This window comes from Sinomonas sp. ASV486 (genome assembly GCF_030908215.1).
Lineage (GTDB): Bacteria > Actinomycetota > Actinomycetes > Actinomycetales > Micrococcaceae > Sinomonas > Sinomonas puerhi.
In genome coordinates this window covers 81,011-94,863 of the sequence record NZ_JAVFJK010000005.1, presented here as the reverse complement: position 1 = coordinate 94,863, position 13,853 = coordinate 81,011, and the positions used below count along the sequence as shown (strand labels likewise).

The 13,853-nt window shown below is 68.7% G+C and carries 13 protein-coding genes; 8 read left to right on the top strand and 5 right to left on the bottom strand.

All coding sequences use genetic code 11. The annotated features are described in order from the left end of the window. Nucleotides 1-132 precede the first annotated feature (132 nt). From RBS60_RS08830 to manA, 4 genes are all read left to right on the top strand, one after another. A complete protein-coding gene (locus RBS60_RS08830; RefSeq protein ID WP_307957182.1) occupies nucleotides 133-1,350 on the top strand; it encodes a 5-(carboxyamino)imidazole ribonucleotide synthase in 1,218 nt (405 codons plus the stop codon). After that, nucleotides 1,347-1,910, top strand: coding sequence for a 5-(carboxyamino)imidazole ribonucleotide mutase (gene purE / locus RBS60_RS08825; protein WP_307957181.1), 564 nt, complete (start codon nucleotides 1,347-1,349; stop codon nucleotides 1,908-1,910). The genes RBS60_RS08830 and purE overlap by 4 nt, the downstream gene beginning before the upstream one ends. 36 nt (nucleotides 1,911-1,946) lie before the next feature. Continuing rightward, entirely contained in the window at nucleotides 1,947-3,608 is a 1,662-nt protein-coding gene (locus tag RBS60_RS08820) for an LCP family protein (RefSeq protein WP_307957180.1), read from the top strand. A 78-nt stretch (nucleotides 3,609-3,686) separates the two neighbouring features. Next, nucleotides 3,687-4,970, top strand: coding sequence for a mannose-6-phosphate isomerase, class I (gene manA / locus RBS60_RS08815; RefSeq protein WP_307957179.1), 1,284 nt, complete (start codon nucleotides 3,687-3,689; stop codon nucleotides 4,968-4,970). Between the two features lie 26 nt (nucleotides 4,971-4,996). Here manA and RBS60_RS08810 read toward each other — a convergent pair whose 3' ends face one another. Together RBS60_RS08810 and glpX are read right to left on the bottom strand one after the other, a co-directional pair. Then, on the bottom strand, nucleotides 4,997-6,085 hold the full coding sequence (locus tag RBS60_RS08810) for a peptidoglycan bridge formation glycyltransferase FemA/FemB family protein (RefSeq protein WP_307957178.1): 1,089 nt from the start codon (nucleotides 6,083-6,085) through the stop codon (nucleotides 4,997-4,999). Between the two features lie 39 nt (nucleotides 6,086-6,124). After that, nucleotides 6,125-7,159 carry a class II fructose-bisphosphatase gene (gene glpX, locus RBS60_RS08805; RefSeq protein WP_307957177.1) on the bottom strand — a complete coding sequence of 345 codons (1,035 nt, stop codon included), beginning with the start codon at nucleotides 7,157-7,159 and terminating at the stop codon, nucleotides 6,125-6,127. A gap of 129 nt (nucleotides 7,160-7,288) precedes the next feature. Here glpX and RBS60_RS08800 point away from each other — a divergent pair, with 129 nt between their 5' ends. The 4 genes from RBS60_RS08800 to RBS60_RS08785 all read left to right on the top strand — a co-directional run bounded on the left by RBS60_RS08800 (nucleotide 7,289) and on the right by RBS60_RS08785 (nucleotide 10,642). Further along, nucleotides 7,289-7,876 (top strand): DUF4245 domain-containing protein, encoded by a 588-nt coding sequence (locus RBS60_RS08800; protein WP_307957176.1) that lies wholly within the window; start codon nucleotides 7,289-7,291, stop codon nucleotides 7,874-7,876. Between the two features lie 45 nt (nucleotides 7,877-7,921). Next, complete coding sequence (locus RBS60_RS08795; RefSeq protein WP_307957175.1) at nucleotides 7,922-8,536, top strand: carbonic anhydrase; 615 nt, start codon at nucleotides 7,922-7,924, stop codon at nucleotides 8,534-8,536. 68 nt (nucleotides 8,537-8,604) lie between these two features. Beyond that, nucleotides 8,605-10,047 carry a class II fumarate hydratase gene (locus tag RBS60_RS08790; protein WP_307957174.1) on the top strand — a complete coding sequence of 481 codons (1,443 nt, stop codon included), beginning with the start codon at nucleotides 8,605-8,607 and terminating at the stop codon, nucleotides 10,045-10,047. A 124-nt stretch (nucleotides 10,048-10,171) separates the two neighbouring features. Then, nucleotides 10,172-10,642, top strand: a complete 471-nt coding sequence (locus RBS60_RS08785) for an NUDIX domain-containing protein (RefSeq protein WP_307957173.1) — start codon at nucleotides 10,172-10,174, stop codon at nucleotides 10,640-10,642. 32 nt (nucleotides 10,643-10,674) lie between these two features. Here RBS60_RS08785 and RBS60_RS08780 read toward each other — a convergent pair whose 3' ends face one another. The 3 genes from RBS60_RS08780 to RBS60_RS08770 form a co-directional block, all read right to left on the bottom strand. Then, a complete protein-coding gene (locus RBS60_RS08780) occupies nucleotides 10,675-11,187 on the bottom strand; it encodes an A24 family peptidase (protein ID WP_307957172.1) in 513 nt (170 codons plus the stop codon). Between the two features lie 90 nt (nucleotides 11,188-11,277). Continuing rightward, nucleotides 11,278-12,621, bottom strand: a complete 1,344-nt coding sequence (locus tag RBS60_RS08775; protein WP_307957370.1) for a PhoH family protein — start codon at nucleotides 12,619-12,621, stop codon at nucleotides 11,278-11,280. 359 nt (nucleotides 12,622-12,980) lie between these two features. Beyond that, nucleotides 12,981-13,742, bottom strand: coding sequence for an isoprenyl transferase (locus RBS60_RS08770; RefSeq protein ID WP_307957171.1), 762 nt, complete (start codon nucleotides 13,740-13,742; stop codon nucleotides 12,981-12,983). Between the last annotated feature and the right edge of the window lie 111 nt (nucleotides 13,743-13,853).

The window sequence follows — 13,853 nt, the reverse complement described above, 5'->3', positions numbered from 1 at the left end:
TCGGCCGAGGCCACAGGACATTCTACCGCCGCGCCCGGGTACGGCCCGGGCGCGGCGTCCCAGCACCAGATTGGAAGGGGGCCACGCGGCCGCCTCCAATGAGCCAACTGCCGTGTTCTGTAGGCTGGGCTAGTGAGTTTTCCTGTAATCGGCGTGGTCGGAGGCGGCCAGCTTGCCCGCATGATGGCCCCTGCCGCAACTGCCCTGGGCCTCGAGCTGCGGGTTCTGGCCGAGGCTGAGGACGTCTCTGCCGTGCCCGCGGTCCCGTTCGCCCCGATCGGCGACTACCGCAGCCTCGACGACCTGCGCGCCTTTGCCCGCGGGGTTGACGTCCTGACATTCGACCACGAGCACGTGCCGACCGAGCACCTTCTGGCGCTCATGGCCGAGGGAGTCAACGTGCAGCCCGGCCCGGAGGCGCTGGTCCATGCCCAGGACAAGCTGGCGATGCGCGCTGCCGTTGACGCGCTCGGACTGCCCAACCCGCGCTGGCGCGCGGTGCACCACGTTGAGGAGCTCACGGACTTCGGCGCGGAGATCGGCTGGCCGATCGTCCTGAAGACCCCGCGCGGCGGCTATGACGGCAAGGGCGTGCGCGTGCTCCGCTCCGCGACGGATGCCCTCGATTCCGACGACTGGTTCGGGACCATGACGCCGCTGCTGGCCGAGGAGATGGTCGAGTTCTCGCGTGAGCTCTCGGCCCTCGTCGCCCGGACCCCCGGTGGGGAATCGCGCGCCTGGCCCGTGGTCCACACCATCCAGGTCAAGGGCGTGTGCGACGAGGTCATCGCACCGGCGCCCGAGCTTGACCCGGCCGTTGCGCGGGCGGCCGAGGACGCAGCACTGCAGATCGCGGAGAGCCTCGGCGTCACGGGAGTCATGGCCGCAGAGCTGTTCGAGACTCCGGGACGCGGCCCGGGCTTCCTCATCAACGAGCTCGCGATGCGGCCGCACAACACCGGCCACTGGACCCAGGACGGTTCGGTGACGAGCCAGTTCGAGCAGCATCTGCGCGCCGTTCTGGACCTCCCCCTCGGGGCCACGGATGTCCTCGGTGAGTGGGCGGTCATGAAGAACTACCTCGGCGGCGCCAATCAGGACCTCTACAGCGCGTTCCCGGCCGCACTCGCGGCGGATCCGGCGGCCAAGGTCCACACGTACGGCAAGTCGGTACGTCCGGGCCGCAAGATCGGTCACGTGAACCTCGTGGGCGGCCCCGGCGCCGACCCTGTCGACCTGCGCGAGCGCGCCTCTCGTGTCGCGGCCCTCGTCCGTGACGGCGTACCAGTTCCCCCCATCGCCGCCCGCACGACCGCGTCCGCGCTTCAGAAGCCTCAGGAGACCGCATGAGCACGACAGCACCCCAGCAGCCCCTCGTGGGCCTCGTCATGGGCTCGGACTCGGACTGGCCCGTCATGGAGGCGGCCGCCGACGCCCTCGCAGAATTCGGCATCCCCTTCGAGGCCGACGTCGTCTCCGCCCACCGCATGCCGGAGGAGATGATCGCGTACGGGAAGGACGCGCGCACCCGTGGCCTGCGCGTCATCATCGCGGGGGCTGGCGGTGCCGCGCACCTGCCAGGCATGCTCGCCTCGGTGACGACGCTGCCGGTCATCGGAGTCCCCGTGCCGCTCAAGACTCTGGACGGCATGGATTCCCTCCTCTCAATCGTCCAGATGCCGGCGGGTGTCCCGGTCGCGACCGTCTCGATCGGCGGCGCCCGCAACGCGGGGCTCCTTGCCGTGAGGATGCTAGCCTCGGCCGACGACGATCTGGGCCGTCGGCTCTCGGCGAGCCTTGCCGACTTCGCGTCCGAGCTCAAGGCCGCTGCGGCCCGCAAGGGCGAGGCGCTGCGCGCGAAGGCGGCCAGCGTGTTCGCGTCAGAGCACGTCGACCAGCGCGCGGTCTGACCGGCACAACCTCAACCAGCGAGCCGAAGGAGGACCATGGCACTGCACGCCCCCGAGCGCAGCCACCAGACTGACCCGATCCGGCATCCCGAGGATGCCCCCTCGTCGGTGCGCACCAGACGGGCGTTCACCCTCCTGGTCCTGACCCTGCTCGTGCCCGGCTCGGCCCAGCTGATCGCAGGCAACCGGAGGCTGGCCCGCAGGGCCCTGGCCGTGACCATCACGGTCTGGGCACTGCTTCTCATCCTCCTTGTGGTAGGCCTGATCAACCGGGGCGCGATCCTGACGATGGTCACCCATCCGGTGATATCGCTCGTGCTGATCATCGTCCTGATTGCGCTCGCACTCGGGTGGGCGGTGCTCTTCATCAACACCCTGAGGCTCATCCGCGTGCCACTGCTCGCCCAGAAGATGCGGCCGATCGTCATCCTCGCGCTCGTGGTCTCCATGGTCCTCTCGAGCGGGAGCCTGGCCTACGCCGCCTACCTCATCGGAGTCGGCCGCGGAGCCATCGGTTCGATCTTCGCCGGCGGACCGGCGATCAGCCCAGTCAACGGGCGCTACAACTTCATGATCATGGGCGGCGACGCGGGCGACGATCGCGTGGGCCGCCGCCCCGACAGCCTCTCGATCGTCAGCGTCGACGCGAACACCGGGCGGACCGCGCTCATCTCGATCCCCCGCAACCTCCAGAACGCACAGTTCTCGGCGGACTCGCCCATGCGCAAGGTCTACCCGGACGGATACAACTGCGGCGACCAGTGCATCGTCAACGCGATCAACACCGAGGTCAACCAGAAGTACCGTGACCTCTACCCCGGCGCGGACGATCCCGGCGCGCAGGCAACGCTCGAGGCCGCCTCTGGCACGCTCGGCATCAAGGTCCAGGCCTACGTAGTGGTCGACATGGCTGGCTTCCAGCAGCTCATCGACGCGATGGGCGGCATCCGGATCAAGGCCGGCGGCTGGGTCCCCATGAGCGGTGCGGCCCTCGATGACAACGGCACGCATGCCCTGCCAGTGGGCTGGATCGCGCCCGGCGTGCAGACGCTCGACGGCTTCCACGCCCTCTGGTACGGCCGCAGCCGCGAATTCGTCAGCGACTATGACCGCATCGCACGCCAGCAGTGCATTGAGCAAGCGATGATCAACCAGCTCAACCCCGCGACCCTCCTGAGCAAGTTCCAGGACATCGCCAACGCGGGGACCAAGGTCGTCGAGTCGAACATCTCCTCGTCCCAGCTCGGCAGCTTCGTCGATCTCGCCCTCAAGGGCAAGAGCCAGCCCACGAGCCGCCTCGTGATCGGACCCCCGGACTTCGACGCCTCCTTCCCCACCTACCCGGACTTCAGCGCCATCCACGCCAAGGTTCAGAACGTCCTCAAGAGCGCCACCGGCTCGGCGTCCAGCTCGCCATCGCCGCAGGCACAGAGACGCACGACGACGCCGCTCGCCTCAGCGACGGAGGTCACCGGTGGCGCGGGGCTCGCTGGCGGTGCGGGACTCGCGGTGGCCGCCGTGCTCTCGGCCAGCCAGTTCGGGCCGGCCCGCCAGTTCACGCCTAGGGGCCAATACAACGACATCGGCCCGGACGGCGTCAAGGTCACCCCGGACCGGCTCAATACGCTGTTCCGCACGGGTCAGAACGACCTGCTGAACCAGATCCTGGCGGGCAACGGGGAGTGCACACCGCTCTGACGGTTCGGTCACGCCGACCCACCGCCCTAGGCTGACGCACAGCTCCGACATCCGCACCTGACACCTTCGAGGACGCACATGTACCTGCTCAGCAACACCGTCCGCGACTACGCATGGGGTTCAACCACCGCGATTGCCGGGCTTCTCGGCTATGAGCCGAGCGGACGGCCCGAGGCCGAGATGTGGATCGGCGCACACCCCGATGCGTCGTCCAAGCCTGTCGACGGACCTGACGGCGAGAACCTCGCGTCCCTCATCGCCGCGGACCCGATCAGGGCGCTTGGAGCCCGGAGCATTGAGTCCTTCGGGGCGCGCTTGCCGTACCTGCTCAAGGTCCTTGCCGCGGCCTCTCCGCTGTCCCTGCAGGTCCACCCGAGGCTCGACCAGGCCAAGGCCGGATTCAGGGCGGAGGAGGCGGCCGGCGTCGCCCCTTCTGCGCCGCATCGGAACTACAAGGATGACAACCACAAGCCGGAGATGATCTTCGCGCTCACCCGCTTCGAGGCACTCTCGGGCTTCCGGCGACCGGCCGCGGCCGCCGCTCTGTTCGAGAGGCTGACCGCGCTCCTGGCGGGGTCCGATGCGGCGGAGGTCACGGAGCAGGTCGCGGAGCTCTTGCGGGTCCCAGACGAGACGGAGGCCCTCAGCGCGGCGTTCGCGCGGCTCATCACCGGCGGACAGGACGTACGCGAGTGCGTCGACGCCTCGGCAGCCGCGATCAGCGCCCACAGTCCGGCTGGGAGGGCAGCCCGGCCGGGCCCGGAGCAGGACGCAGCCCTCGCCACCGTCGTCGACCTCGCAGCGGCCTACCCCTCGGATCCCGGGGTCCTCATCTCCCTCATGCTCAACCGCGTGAGCCTCGCGCCGAGCGAGGCCCTCTACCTCCCTGCAGGCAACGTCCACGCGTATCTCGAGGGCCTAGGCATCGAAGTCATGGCCTCGTCCGACAACGTGCTCCGCGGCGGCCTGACCCCCAAGCACATCGACATCCCCGAACTGCTGCGCACGGTCGTCTTCGAGTCGGCTGGCGTTCCGCTGCTTGCCCCTCAGGAGTCCGAGCTCGGCCAGGAGCTCTACCGCCCGCCGTTCGCCGAGTTCCAGCTCCAGCGCATCGACGTCGCACGTTCTGTCGATGACCCGACACCTGAGCCTGTCCCCATCGCCCAGGCCGGGGCCGCCGTCGTGCTCGTTGTGCGGGGCTCGCTCACACTCGACACTCCCAAGGGTGATCTCCCGCTTGCGCGCGGAGAGAGCGCGTTCGTCCCTGATGCCGAGGCTCCGGCGCTCGCCCATGTTGGTGCTGAGGGGGTACTCGCGTTCGCGGTGACCACCGGCCTCGGCCCGGAGTCCGGTCTGGGCTGAACGGACTGGGCTAAGTCCGCGTCGGGCTAGCGGCCCACGAGCCCCTTGGCTTTGCCCGCCGCGCCCTTGATCCGGCGCACTGCAGCCTTCGCGGCGCTGCGGCCCTGCTGAAGGGTACGGCGAGCGAGCGGCATTCCCGAGGCGTACACGGAAAAGAACGGCGAAAGCGGCAGTTCCCACGTTCCCACGAGAAGGTTCTCATGCGGAGCGAACTGCTTCTTGAAGTCGGAGATCCCGTCATTGAGGAGTCCGTTGAGATCGTACCGAGTGCAGCCGTCGGCCTTCATAGCCGTGAAGGCCGCCCATTTGACCCCATAGTTGGCGCGGGCCTTCTGCCCGGCCTCGTTGACGCCTCCGTACAGCTCGAACGCGGTGCCCGCGCTCCTGGCGATCCACACGAACGCGACGACACTCTCGCCGTCGAACGCCGCGATGATGGGCGAATCCTCGCCGAGGAATCGCCAGATGTCCCGGTAGTAGGCGTCCTCGTGGATGCCGAAGCCGGCGCGGGCAGCGGTCTCCCGGTAGATCGTGAGCACCTGCTCGAGCTCACCGTCCGTCGCGACTTTGCGGAAGACGAGCTCGCCCTTGAGGTTCTTGCGCACGTTGGCCCGCGTGGTGCGGGACATCGCGGCCATGAGGTCGTCCTCGCTCTGCGCGAGATCGAGGATGAGGGTCCGCGGGATGAGGATGGTCGAGTCCGTGCGGCGGAATCCTGCAGCCGCGAGGCCGCGCTCGCCCTCCGAGTCCGCATCCCAGTCCGGCTCGGCCACGAGGGCCACGGACCCGTGGGACGCCTGGACGGAGCGCGCGACGGCCCCGAGCACCCGTTCGGCGTCCTCGACGGCGCACACAGGCCCGCGGGAGAGGTACGCGAGCGACTTGAGCGGCCACGGCAGGGCGCGGTACAGCACCTGCGCCCCGCCGACCGTCCTACTGCCGTCCTGGACGAGCAGCCGTTCCGTCCGCCAATGGTGCTCCGCCTTGACCTGCCCCCAGCCCCAGAGCTGGAGCGGGTGCCCCCCTTGGCTGTTGACCAGTGCGTCCCACTCGGTGCGGTCAGTGCAGGGACGGACCGTCAGCTCATTCGTGGCCAGCTGGCTCTCGGGGGTCATGATCCTCCTGGGTCGTACGGCGGCAGGTCGCGGCCCAGTCTAGCGGCGCGCCCAGCTCTCCCACTTGCTCGCGTGGTGCTCGGCGTCCACGAAGCGGACGGTGCCGGACTTGGAGCGCATCACGATGGACTGCGTCTTGACGCGGTCCTTCTCGTAGCGGACGCCCTTGAGCAGGTCGCCGTCGGTGATGCCCGTCGCCGCGAAGTAGCAGTTGTCGCTCGTGACGAGGTCATTCGTGGACAGCACGCGGTCGAGGTCGTGGCCGGCGTCGAGCGCCTTCTGCTTCTCGTCATCGCTCGTGGGCCAGAGTCGGCCCTGGATCACGCCGCCGAGAGACTTGATCGCGCAGGCCGCGACGATGCCCTCGGGGGTGCCGCCGATGCCCATGAGGGCGTCCACGCCTGTGCCAGAACGGGCCGCCGCGATCGCACCGGCTACGTCGCCGTCCAAGATGATCTTGGTGCGTGCCCCAGCCTCACGGATCTCCTCGATGAGAGGCTTGTGGCGGTCACGGTCCAGGACCATGACGTTGAGCTGGTTGACCTTGACGCCCTTGGCCTTCGCGATGAGGTGGAGGTTCTGCTTGACCGGCAGGCGCAGGTCCACCATGTCGGCAGCCTCGGGACCGGTGACGAGCTTTTCCATGTAGAAGACCGCGGACGGGTCGAACATCGTGCCACGCTCGGCCACCGCGAGGACGGCGAGCGCATTGTTGATGCCCAGTGCCGTAAGGCGGGTGCCGTCGATCGGGTCGACCGCGACGTCGACCTCGGGCCCCGTTCCGTCGCCGACGCGCTCTCCGTTGAAGAGCATGGGCGCCTCGTCCTTCTCGCCCTCGCCGATGACCACGACGCCGTTGAAGTGGACGGTCTGGAGGAAGGAGCGCATGGCGTCGACTGCGGCGCCGTCGGCCTTGTTCTTGTCGCCGAAACCGACCCAGTGGCCGCCGGCGATCGCCGCGGCCTCGGTCACGCGGACGAGCTCGAGGGCAAGGTTGCGGTCAGGCTCATCAGCTCCGACATGGAGCGAGCTGGAAAGGGTCGAGTACTGGGTGCCTTCGGGCGCAGTGGACACTGTGGACCTCTTCTTCGAGCGGGTTCTTCGAGCGGGCTTGTCCCCCTCATCCTAGTATTGCCGGGCCTTCCGCTCCGCTCCGATGACGTCCGTTCGCCCTCGGGGGTCCGCATGCGGGACCATAGACGGGTGAGCAGCACCGACCACGCCCCCGAGCCCGCCGTCAAACCCGTCCTGACCCCCGCGGCGGCCAAGCGTGCCAACGCCTCCGTGATCGGGATGATCATGGCCCTGCTCGTGAGTGTGCTCGCGATCGTGCCCATCGTGCTCCTGAACGCGTCGCAGAAGACGGACACCTTCCGGCCCGACGTGGACGTCGCCGCCGTCGCGGCCAACGCCAAGGATGTGGCGCATTTCACACCTGCTGTCCCGCAGCTCCCGTCTGGCTACTCGCCCAACTACGCGCGCTGGGTGTCCGGAACCACGGACGGCGTGACCCACTGGGACATCGGGTACCTCACGCCTGCCCAAAAGTTCGTCTCGATCGTGCAGACGGCGACCGCGAACCCGACGTGGCTCGCCGACCAGGTCAAGAAGGCGCCGACGACCGGCACGCGGACGGTGGCCGGGGTGGACTGGACGCTCTATGACAAGCCGGGGATCGAGAAGAGCCTCGTGGCGACGATCGGCCGAACCACCGTGGTGGTGAGCGGCTCGGCGGGGTTCGACGAGTTCGACGCCGTCGCGGACGCCGTCGTCAAGGCCCCGCGCGAATAGGCCCCACGACTGGACGGCGCGCCGTGCGTGCGTAGAGTTAGGCCCGTGCCTCAGACTCTTACCCCGGCCCAGGCGTGGCAGCAGCTGCGCGAAGGAAACCAGCGTTTCGTGGAGGGCCGCAGCAGCCATCCGAACCAGGACGCCGCCCGCCGTACCGAGCTCGTGAGCCAGCAGGACCCGATCTGCGTCATCTTCGGCTGCTCGGACTCCCGCCTCGCGGCGGAGATCATCTTCGATCTGGGCCTCGGCGACGCGTTCGTGGTCCGCTCGGCGGGACACGTGATCGACGAGGCAGTCCTCGGCTCGCTTGAGTACGCCATCGATCCCCTCAACGTCCCCCTCATCGTGGTCCTCGGCCACGACTCATGCGGCGCGGTCACGGCCAGCGTCAATGCGTACGAGACCGGCATCATGCCGCAGGGCTTCGTCCGGGACCTCGTCGAGCGCATCATGCCGAGCGTGCTCACGGCCCAGCGCAACGGGGTGACCGACGTCGACAGCACCGTCGTGGAGCACGTGAAGCAGACCGGCGCCCGGCTCCTCGAGACGTCCCAGATCATCGCCAAGGCCGTCCAGGAGGGCCGCACGGCCGTCCTCGGCGTGTGCTACCACCTTGCAGAGGGCAAGGCCGAGCTGGTCTCGGGACTCGGCGACGTCTAGATGCACTGACGCAGGACGCCGCCGTCTCGGTTCGAATCGGCCCACGCGAGGGGTCTAATCTGGGTGCCATGACTGACTCTGCAGTGCAGGCCCCTGCAACGAACACCGTCGAATACCGGATCGAACACGACACGATGGGAGAGGTCCGCGTTCCCGCGTCGGCCCTCTACCGTGCCCAGACGCAGCGCGCCGTCGAGAACTTCCCGATCTCGGGCAAGACCCTTGAGCGCAAGCACATCGAGGCACTCGCGCGCGTCAAGAAGGCCGCCGCGCGGGCCAACGAGGACCTCGGAGTGATCGACGCCGATCTCGCCGACGCGATCGCCGACGCCGCCGACCGCGTCGCCGAGGGCGAGTTCGACGGCCAGTTCCCGATCGACGTCTTCCAGACCGGCTCGGGCACGTCCTCGAACATGAACATGAACGAGGTCATCGCCGAGCTCGCAACGCGTGCGCTCAAGGACGCGGGCAGCGACAAGGTCGTCCACCCGAACGATCACGTCAACGCCTCGCAGTCCTCGAATGACGTGTTCCCGACGTCCGTCCACGTTGCCGCGACGAACGCGCTCCTGAACGATCTCGTCCCAGCCCTCACGTACCTCGCAGCGTCGCTGAGCCGCAAGGCCGAGGAGTTTAAGGATGTGGTCAAGTCGGGGCGCACCCACCTCATGGATGCCACCCCCGTGACGCTCGGCCAGGAGTTCGGCGGGTACGAGGCGCAGGTCCGCTACGGCATCGAACGCATTGAGGCCTCGCTCCCCCGCGTGGCCGAGGTCCCCCTCGGCGGCACCGCCGTCGGCACAGGCATCAACACCCCGGCCGGCTTCCCGCAGCGCGTGATAACCCTCCTCGCCGCGGACACGGCGCTGCCCATCACCGAGGCGCGCAACCACTTCGAGGCCCAGGCGAACCGTGACGGCCTCATCGAGGCCTCCGGCCAGCTGCGCAACATCGCGTACTCGATCATGAAGATCAGCAACGACCTGCGCTGGATGGGCTCGGGCCCGAACACAGGCCTCGGCGAGATCGCGATCCCCGACCTGCAGCCGGGCTCGTCCATCATGCCGGGCAAGGTCAACCCCGTGATCTGCGAGGCCGCGATCATGGTCGCGGCCCAGGTGATCGGCAACGACACCACGATCGCACTGTCCTCGACCAACGGCGCGTTCGAGCTCAACGTCGGCATCCCGGTCATGGCCGCGAACCTGCTCGAGTCCATCCGCCTCCTGTCCAACACCGCGCGCGTCATGGCGGACAAGATGATCGACGGCATCCAGGCGAACGTCGAGCGTGCTCGCTTCCTCGCCGAGGCCTCGCCCTCGATCGTGACCCCGCTGAACAAGTTCATCGGCTACGAGAACGCCGCCGCCATCGCGAAGAAGGCCGTCAAGGAAGGCCTCACGATCCGCGAGGCGACCGTGGCGCTCGGCTACGTGGAGCGCGGCGAGCTCACGGAGGAGCAGCTCGATGCCGCCCTCGACGTCACCACGATGACGGGCCCCAACAAGTAGGCCCACCCGACCCGGGGTCGTCTCCCAGCGACCCGGGGTCACGTGGGACGAGCACTACGACGGCCGTCGCCTCACGCACGAGGCGGCGGCCGTCGTCGCGCGCGGCAACGCCTAGGCTGGTTCCATGCCCACGCCTGACTTCATCCTGACCCTCCGCGAGAAGATCGGTGTCCATCCCCTGTGGCTCCCGGGGGTCAAAGCGGTCGTGACGGACGACGACGCGCGGCTGCTTCTCGTGCGACGGGCCGACAACGGCCGGTGGACGGTCCCGGCAGGGATCGTGGAACCCGGCGAGGAGCCCGCGGCAACGGCCGTGCGGGAAGTGCTCGAGGAGACCGGGGTAGAGGTCGAGGTGACCCATCTGGCTGGCGTCGGGACCACAGCACCGATGGTCTACCCCAATGGCGACCACGCGCAGTACCTCGACGTCGTGATGGCCTGCCGCTATGTCGGCGGCGAGGCGCGAGTCGCCGACGACGAGAACCTCGAGGTCGGCTGGTTCGAGGCCGATGCGCTGCCCGATCTGCCGCCGCTGCACCGCCGCGCCATCGAGTGGGCGCGGGATCCCGCGCGCCGGGCGCACTACGTCGGCTGACCCCGCGTTGTGCGGCGCGAACCGCCAGCCGGTCAGACGGGGAGGGCGAGCGCCAGTGCGGTGCCCGCGAGCATGAAGGGCCCGAACGGTATGGCTGACTTCGCTGTGCCCCGGCGGGAGACGATGAGCCCGAGGCCGAAGAGGCCGCCCAGCAGGAATGCGGCCGCGGTCCCCCAGAACAGGTGCGACCAGCTCAGGAACCCGAGGTACAGGCCGAGCACCCCGGCGAGCTTGACATCACCGAAACCCATCCCTGCCGGGTAAACGATCCGCAGCACGAAGTAGACGAGCCACAGCACAGCGCCGCCGCCGAGGACGCGCAGCGCAGCCCCGACATCGAATCCGCCTGCCGCGATCGCGGCGGCGACCGTGAGCGGAACCGCAGCCCAGTAGCTGGGCAGCACGATCCGGTTGGGCAGCAGGTGGCTGCGGATGTCGATCATGGCAAGCCGCGCGGCCATCCACACGTAGTAGCACAGGCAGGCCACAACGAGCCAGAAGGCCAGCGGGCTCGTTCCCCAGAGCTCGGGCAGTCGGTGCGTCACCCTTGGACACTATCGGACGCTGCCTCCGCCGACGCGACGCGTGCGCTAGCGTGACGGCATGACGCTGGGCTCGCTCCGGGACGATCCAGGCTAGATCTCGGCCCCCTCGAGCAGTTCGGTGACGAGAGCGGCAATCGGCGAGCGCTCGGACCGCGTGAGCGTCACGTGGCCGAAGAGCGGGTGTCCCTTGAGCGTCTCGACCACGGCGGCGATACCGTCGTGACGGCCCACCCGGAGGTTGTCCCGCTGCGCGACGTCATGCGTCAGGACGATCTTCGAGTTCTGGCCCATGCGGCTCATGACCGTCAGGAGGACATTCTTCTCGAGCGACTGGGCCTCGTCCACGATGACGAAGGAGTCGTGGAGCGAACGCCCGCGGATGTGCGTCAGCGGCATCACCTCGAGCATGCCGGCGTCCACAACATGGTCGAGGACATCCTTGCTCACGAGGGCCCCCAGAGTGTCGAACACCGCCTGGCCCCACGGGTTCATCTTCTCGGCCTCAGTGCCGGGGAGGTAGCCGAGCTCCTGCCCGCCGACCGCGAAGAGCGGCCGGAACACGACGACCTTCTTGTGCTCGCGCCGCTCCATGACGGCCTCGAGCCCCGCGCAGAGCGCGAGCGCCGACTTGCCGGTGCCCGCCTTGCCGCCGAGCGAGACGATCCCCACCCCGGGGTCCATGAGGAGGTCGATGGCCAGCCGCTGCTCAGCCGAGCGTCCGTGGAGGCCGAACACCTCGCGGTCGCCCCTGACGAGCCGCACCTGCTTGTCCGCACCCACCCGGCCGAGCGCGGAGCCGCGATTCGAGAGGACCACGAGGCCCGTGTTGACGGGCATCTCGGCGGCCTCGGGGATGAAGACGGCTTCGTGCCCGTACAGCGCGCCGACCTGCTGATCATCCGCCTCGACCTCGGCGACGCCGGTCCAGCCCGAGTCGACGATCTGCTCGTTGCGGTACTCGTCCGCTGCGAGGCCCATGGCCGAGGCCTTGACGCGCATCGGGACGTCCTTCGAGACGAGCACCACTGCGCGGCCCTCGTTCGACATGTTCTTCGCGACGGCCAGGATACGGGCGTCGTTGTCCCCGCTGCGGAAGCCCGCGGGGAGCACCTCCGCCGAGATGTGGTTGAGCTCCACAAGCAGCGTCCCGCCCTGCGCGCCGCCGTCGGTCTCGAGCGGCACGGGGTGGTTGAGGCTCCCGTGCTGGACACGGAGGTCGTCGAGCAGCCGGAGCGCCTTGCGGGCGAAGTAGCCCAGTTCCGGATCGTTCCGCTTGCCCTCGAGTTCGGTGATCACGACGACGGGGATCACCACTTCATGCTCGGCGAAGCGCAGGAGTGCCCGCGGATCGGAGAGCAGCACGGAGGTGTCAAGAACATAGGTCCTGCGTGCGCCATCGGCGGTGGCGCGTGCGCCTGCGGACTCCTCGAGCAGTGCAGCGTTGGCGGCCTCGTTGCTAGTCACGTCGACTCCAGCCCCCGGGTGGTTCCCCCGGTATTCTCCTGACGTCCGGCTCGGCCGCGAGGCCGGGACGGGCCTCCAGGAGCTGCTGCAACGCAACGCCCATACTCGGCCTCCCCGCACCGGAGGCGGGTTGCCTCCGATGCGGCCAATGTACGCCGCGTCACATGACGGGCGGGTTACATCGCGGGGAGTGTCCGGTTAACTACAACTGTGTAGTTCACGACGGCGCGTGGCGGCTGGGGCGGGGCGCACGCCCGGGCCGGGCGGGCGTCGTCGTGCGCGGAAACGGGTGCACGGAAGGGCTCCCCGCCGTCAGCGGCCTGCGGCCACTACGCCCCGTAGCGGCGCTGGCGCCCTGCGTAGTCGCGCAGGGCCCGCAGGAAGTCGACTTTGCGGAACGCAGGCCAGAGGGCCTCGCAGAAGTAGAACTCGCTGTAGGCGCTCTGCCACATGAGGAACCCGGAGAGCCGCTGCTCGCCGGAGGTACGGATCACGAGGTCCGGATCGGGCTGTCCGGCGGTGTAGAGGTAGCGGGAGATGTCATCGACGTCGAGGTTCTCGGCGAGCTCGGCGATGTCCTTGCCGTGCGCCAGGGCGTCGCGCAGGAGTTCGCGGACGGCATCGACGATCTCGCGCCGTCCGCCGTAGCCGACGGCGACGTTGACGTGGATCGGCTCCGACGGGCTCGGCTTCGCGGTGAGGCGCTCGAGCCGCTCGGCGAGGTGGTCCGGGAGCATCTCGGGGGCGCCCATGGCATGCACGGACACAGCCGGGTCGCTGTCGAGACGGTCGAGGGTGTCCGCGATGATCGCCGTGAGCTCGGCGAGCTCCTCGGTCGAGCGGTTCAGGTTGTCGGTCGAGAGCATGTAGAGCGTCACGACCCGCACGCCGAGCTCCCGGCACCAGCCCAGGAACTCGTGGATCTTGTCCGCGCCTGCGCGATGGCCCTGGCTCGTGGGTGCATTGAACTGCCGGGCCCAGCGCCGATTGCCGTCCACCATGACGCCGACATGCTTGGGGATACTGTCCGGGCTCAGGGAACGCTGGAGGTGCCGCTCATAGAAGCCATAGAGGAAAACGGGCAGCTCCATGCCCCTCCCGCCCGTCGATTCCATGCCCGTACGATTCCATGCCCGTACACGGCGACACCGCTGCTTTTCCTCTAGGCTACCGCAAGCCTCACAGCCGCTACTCAGGAGTAA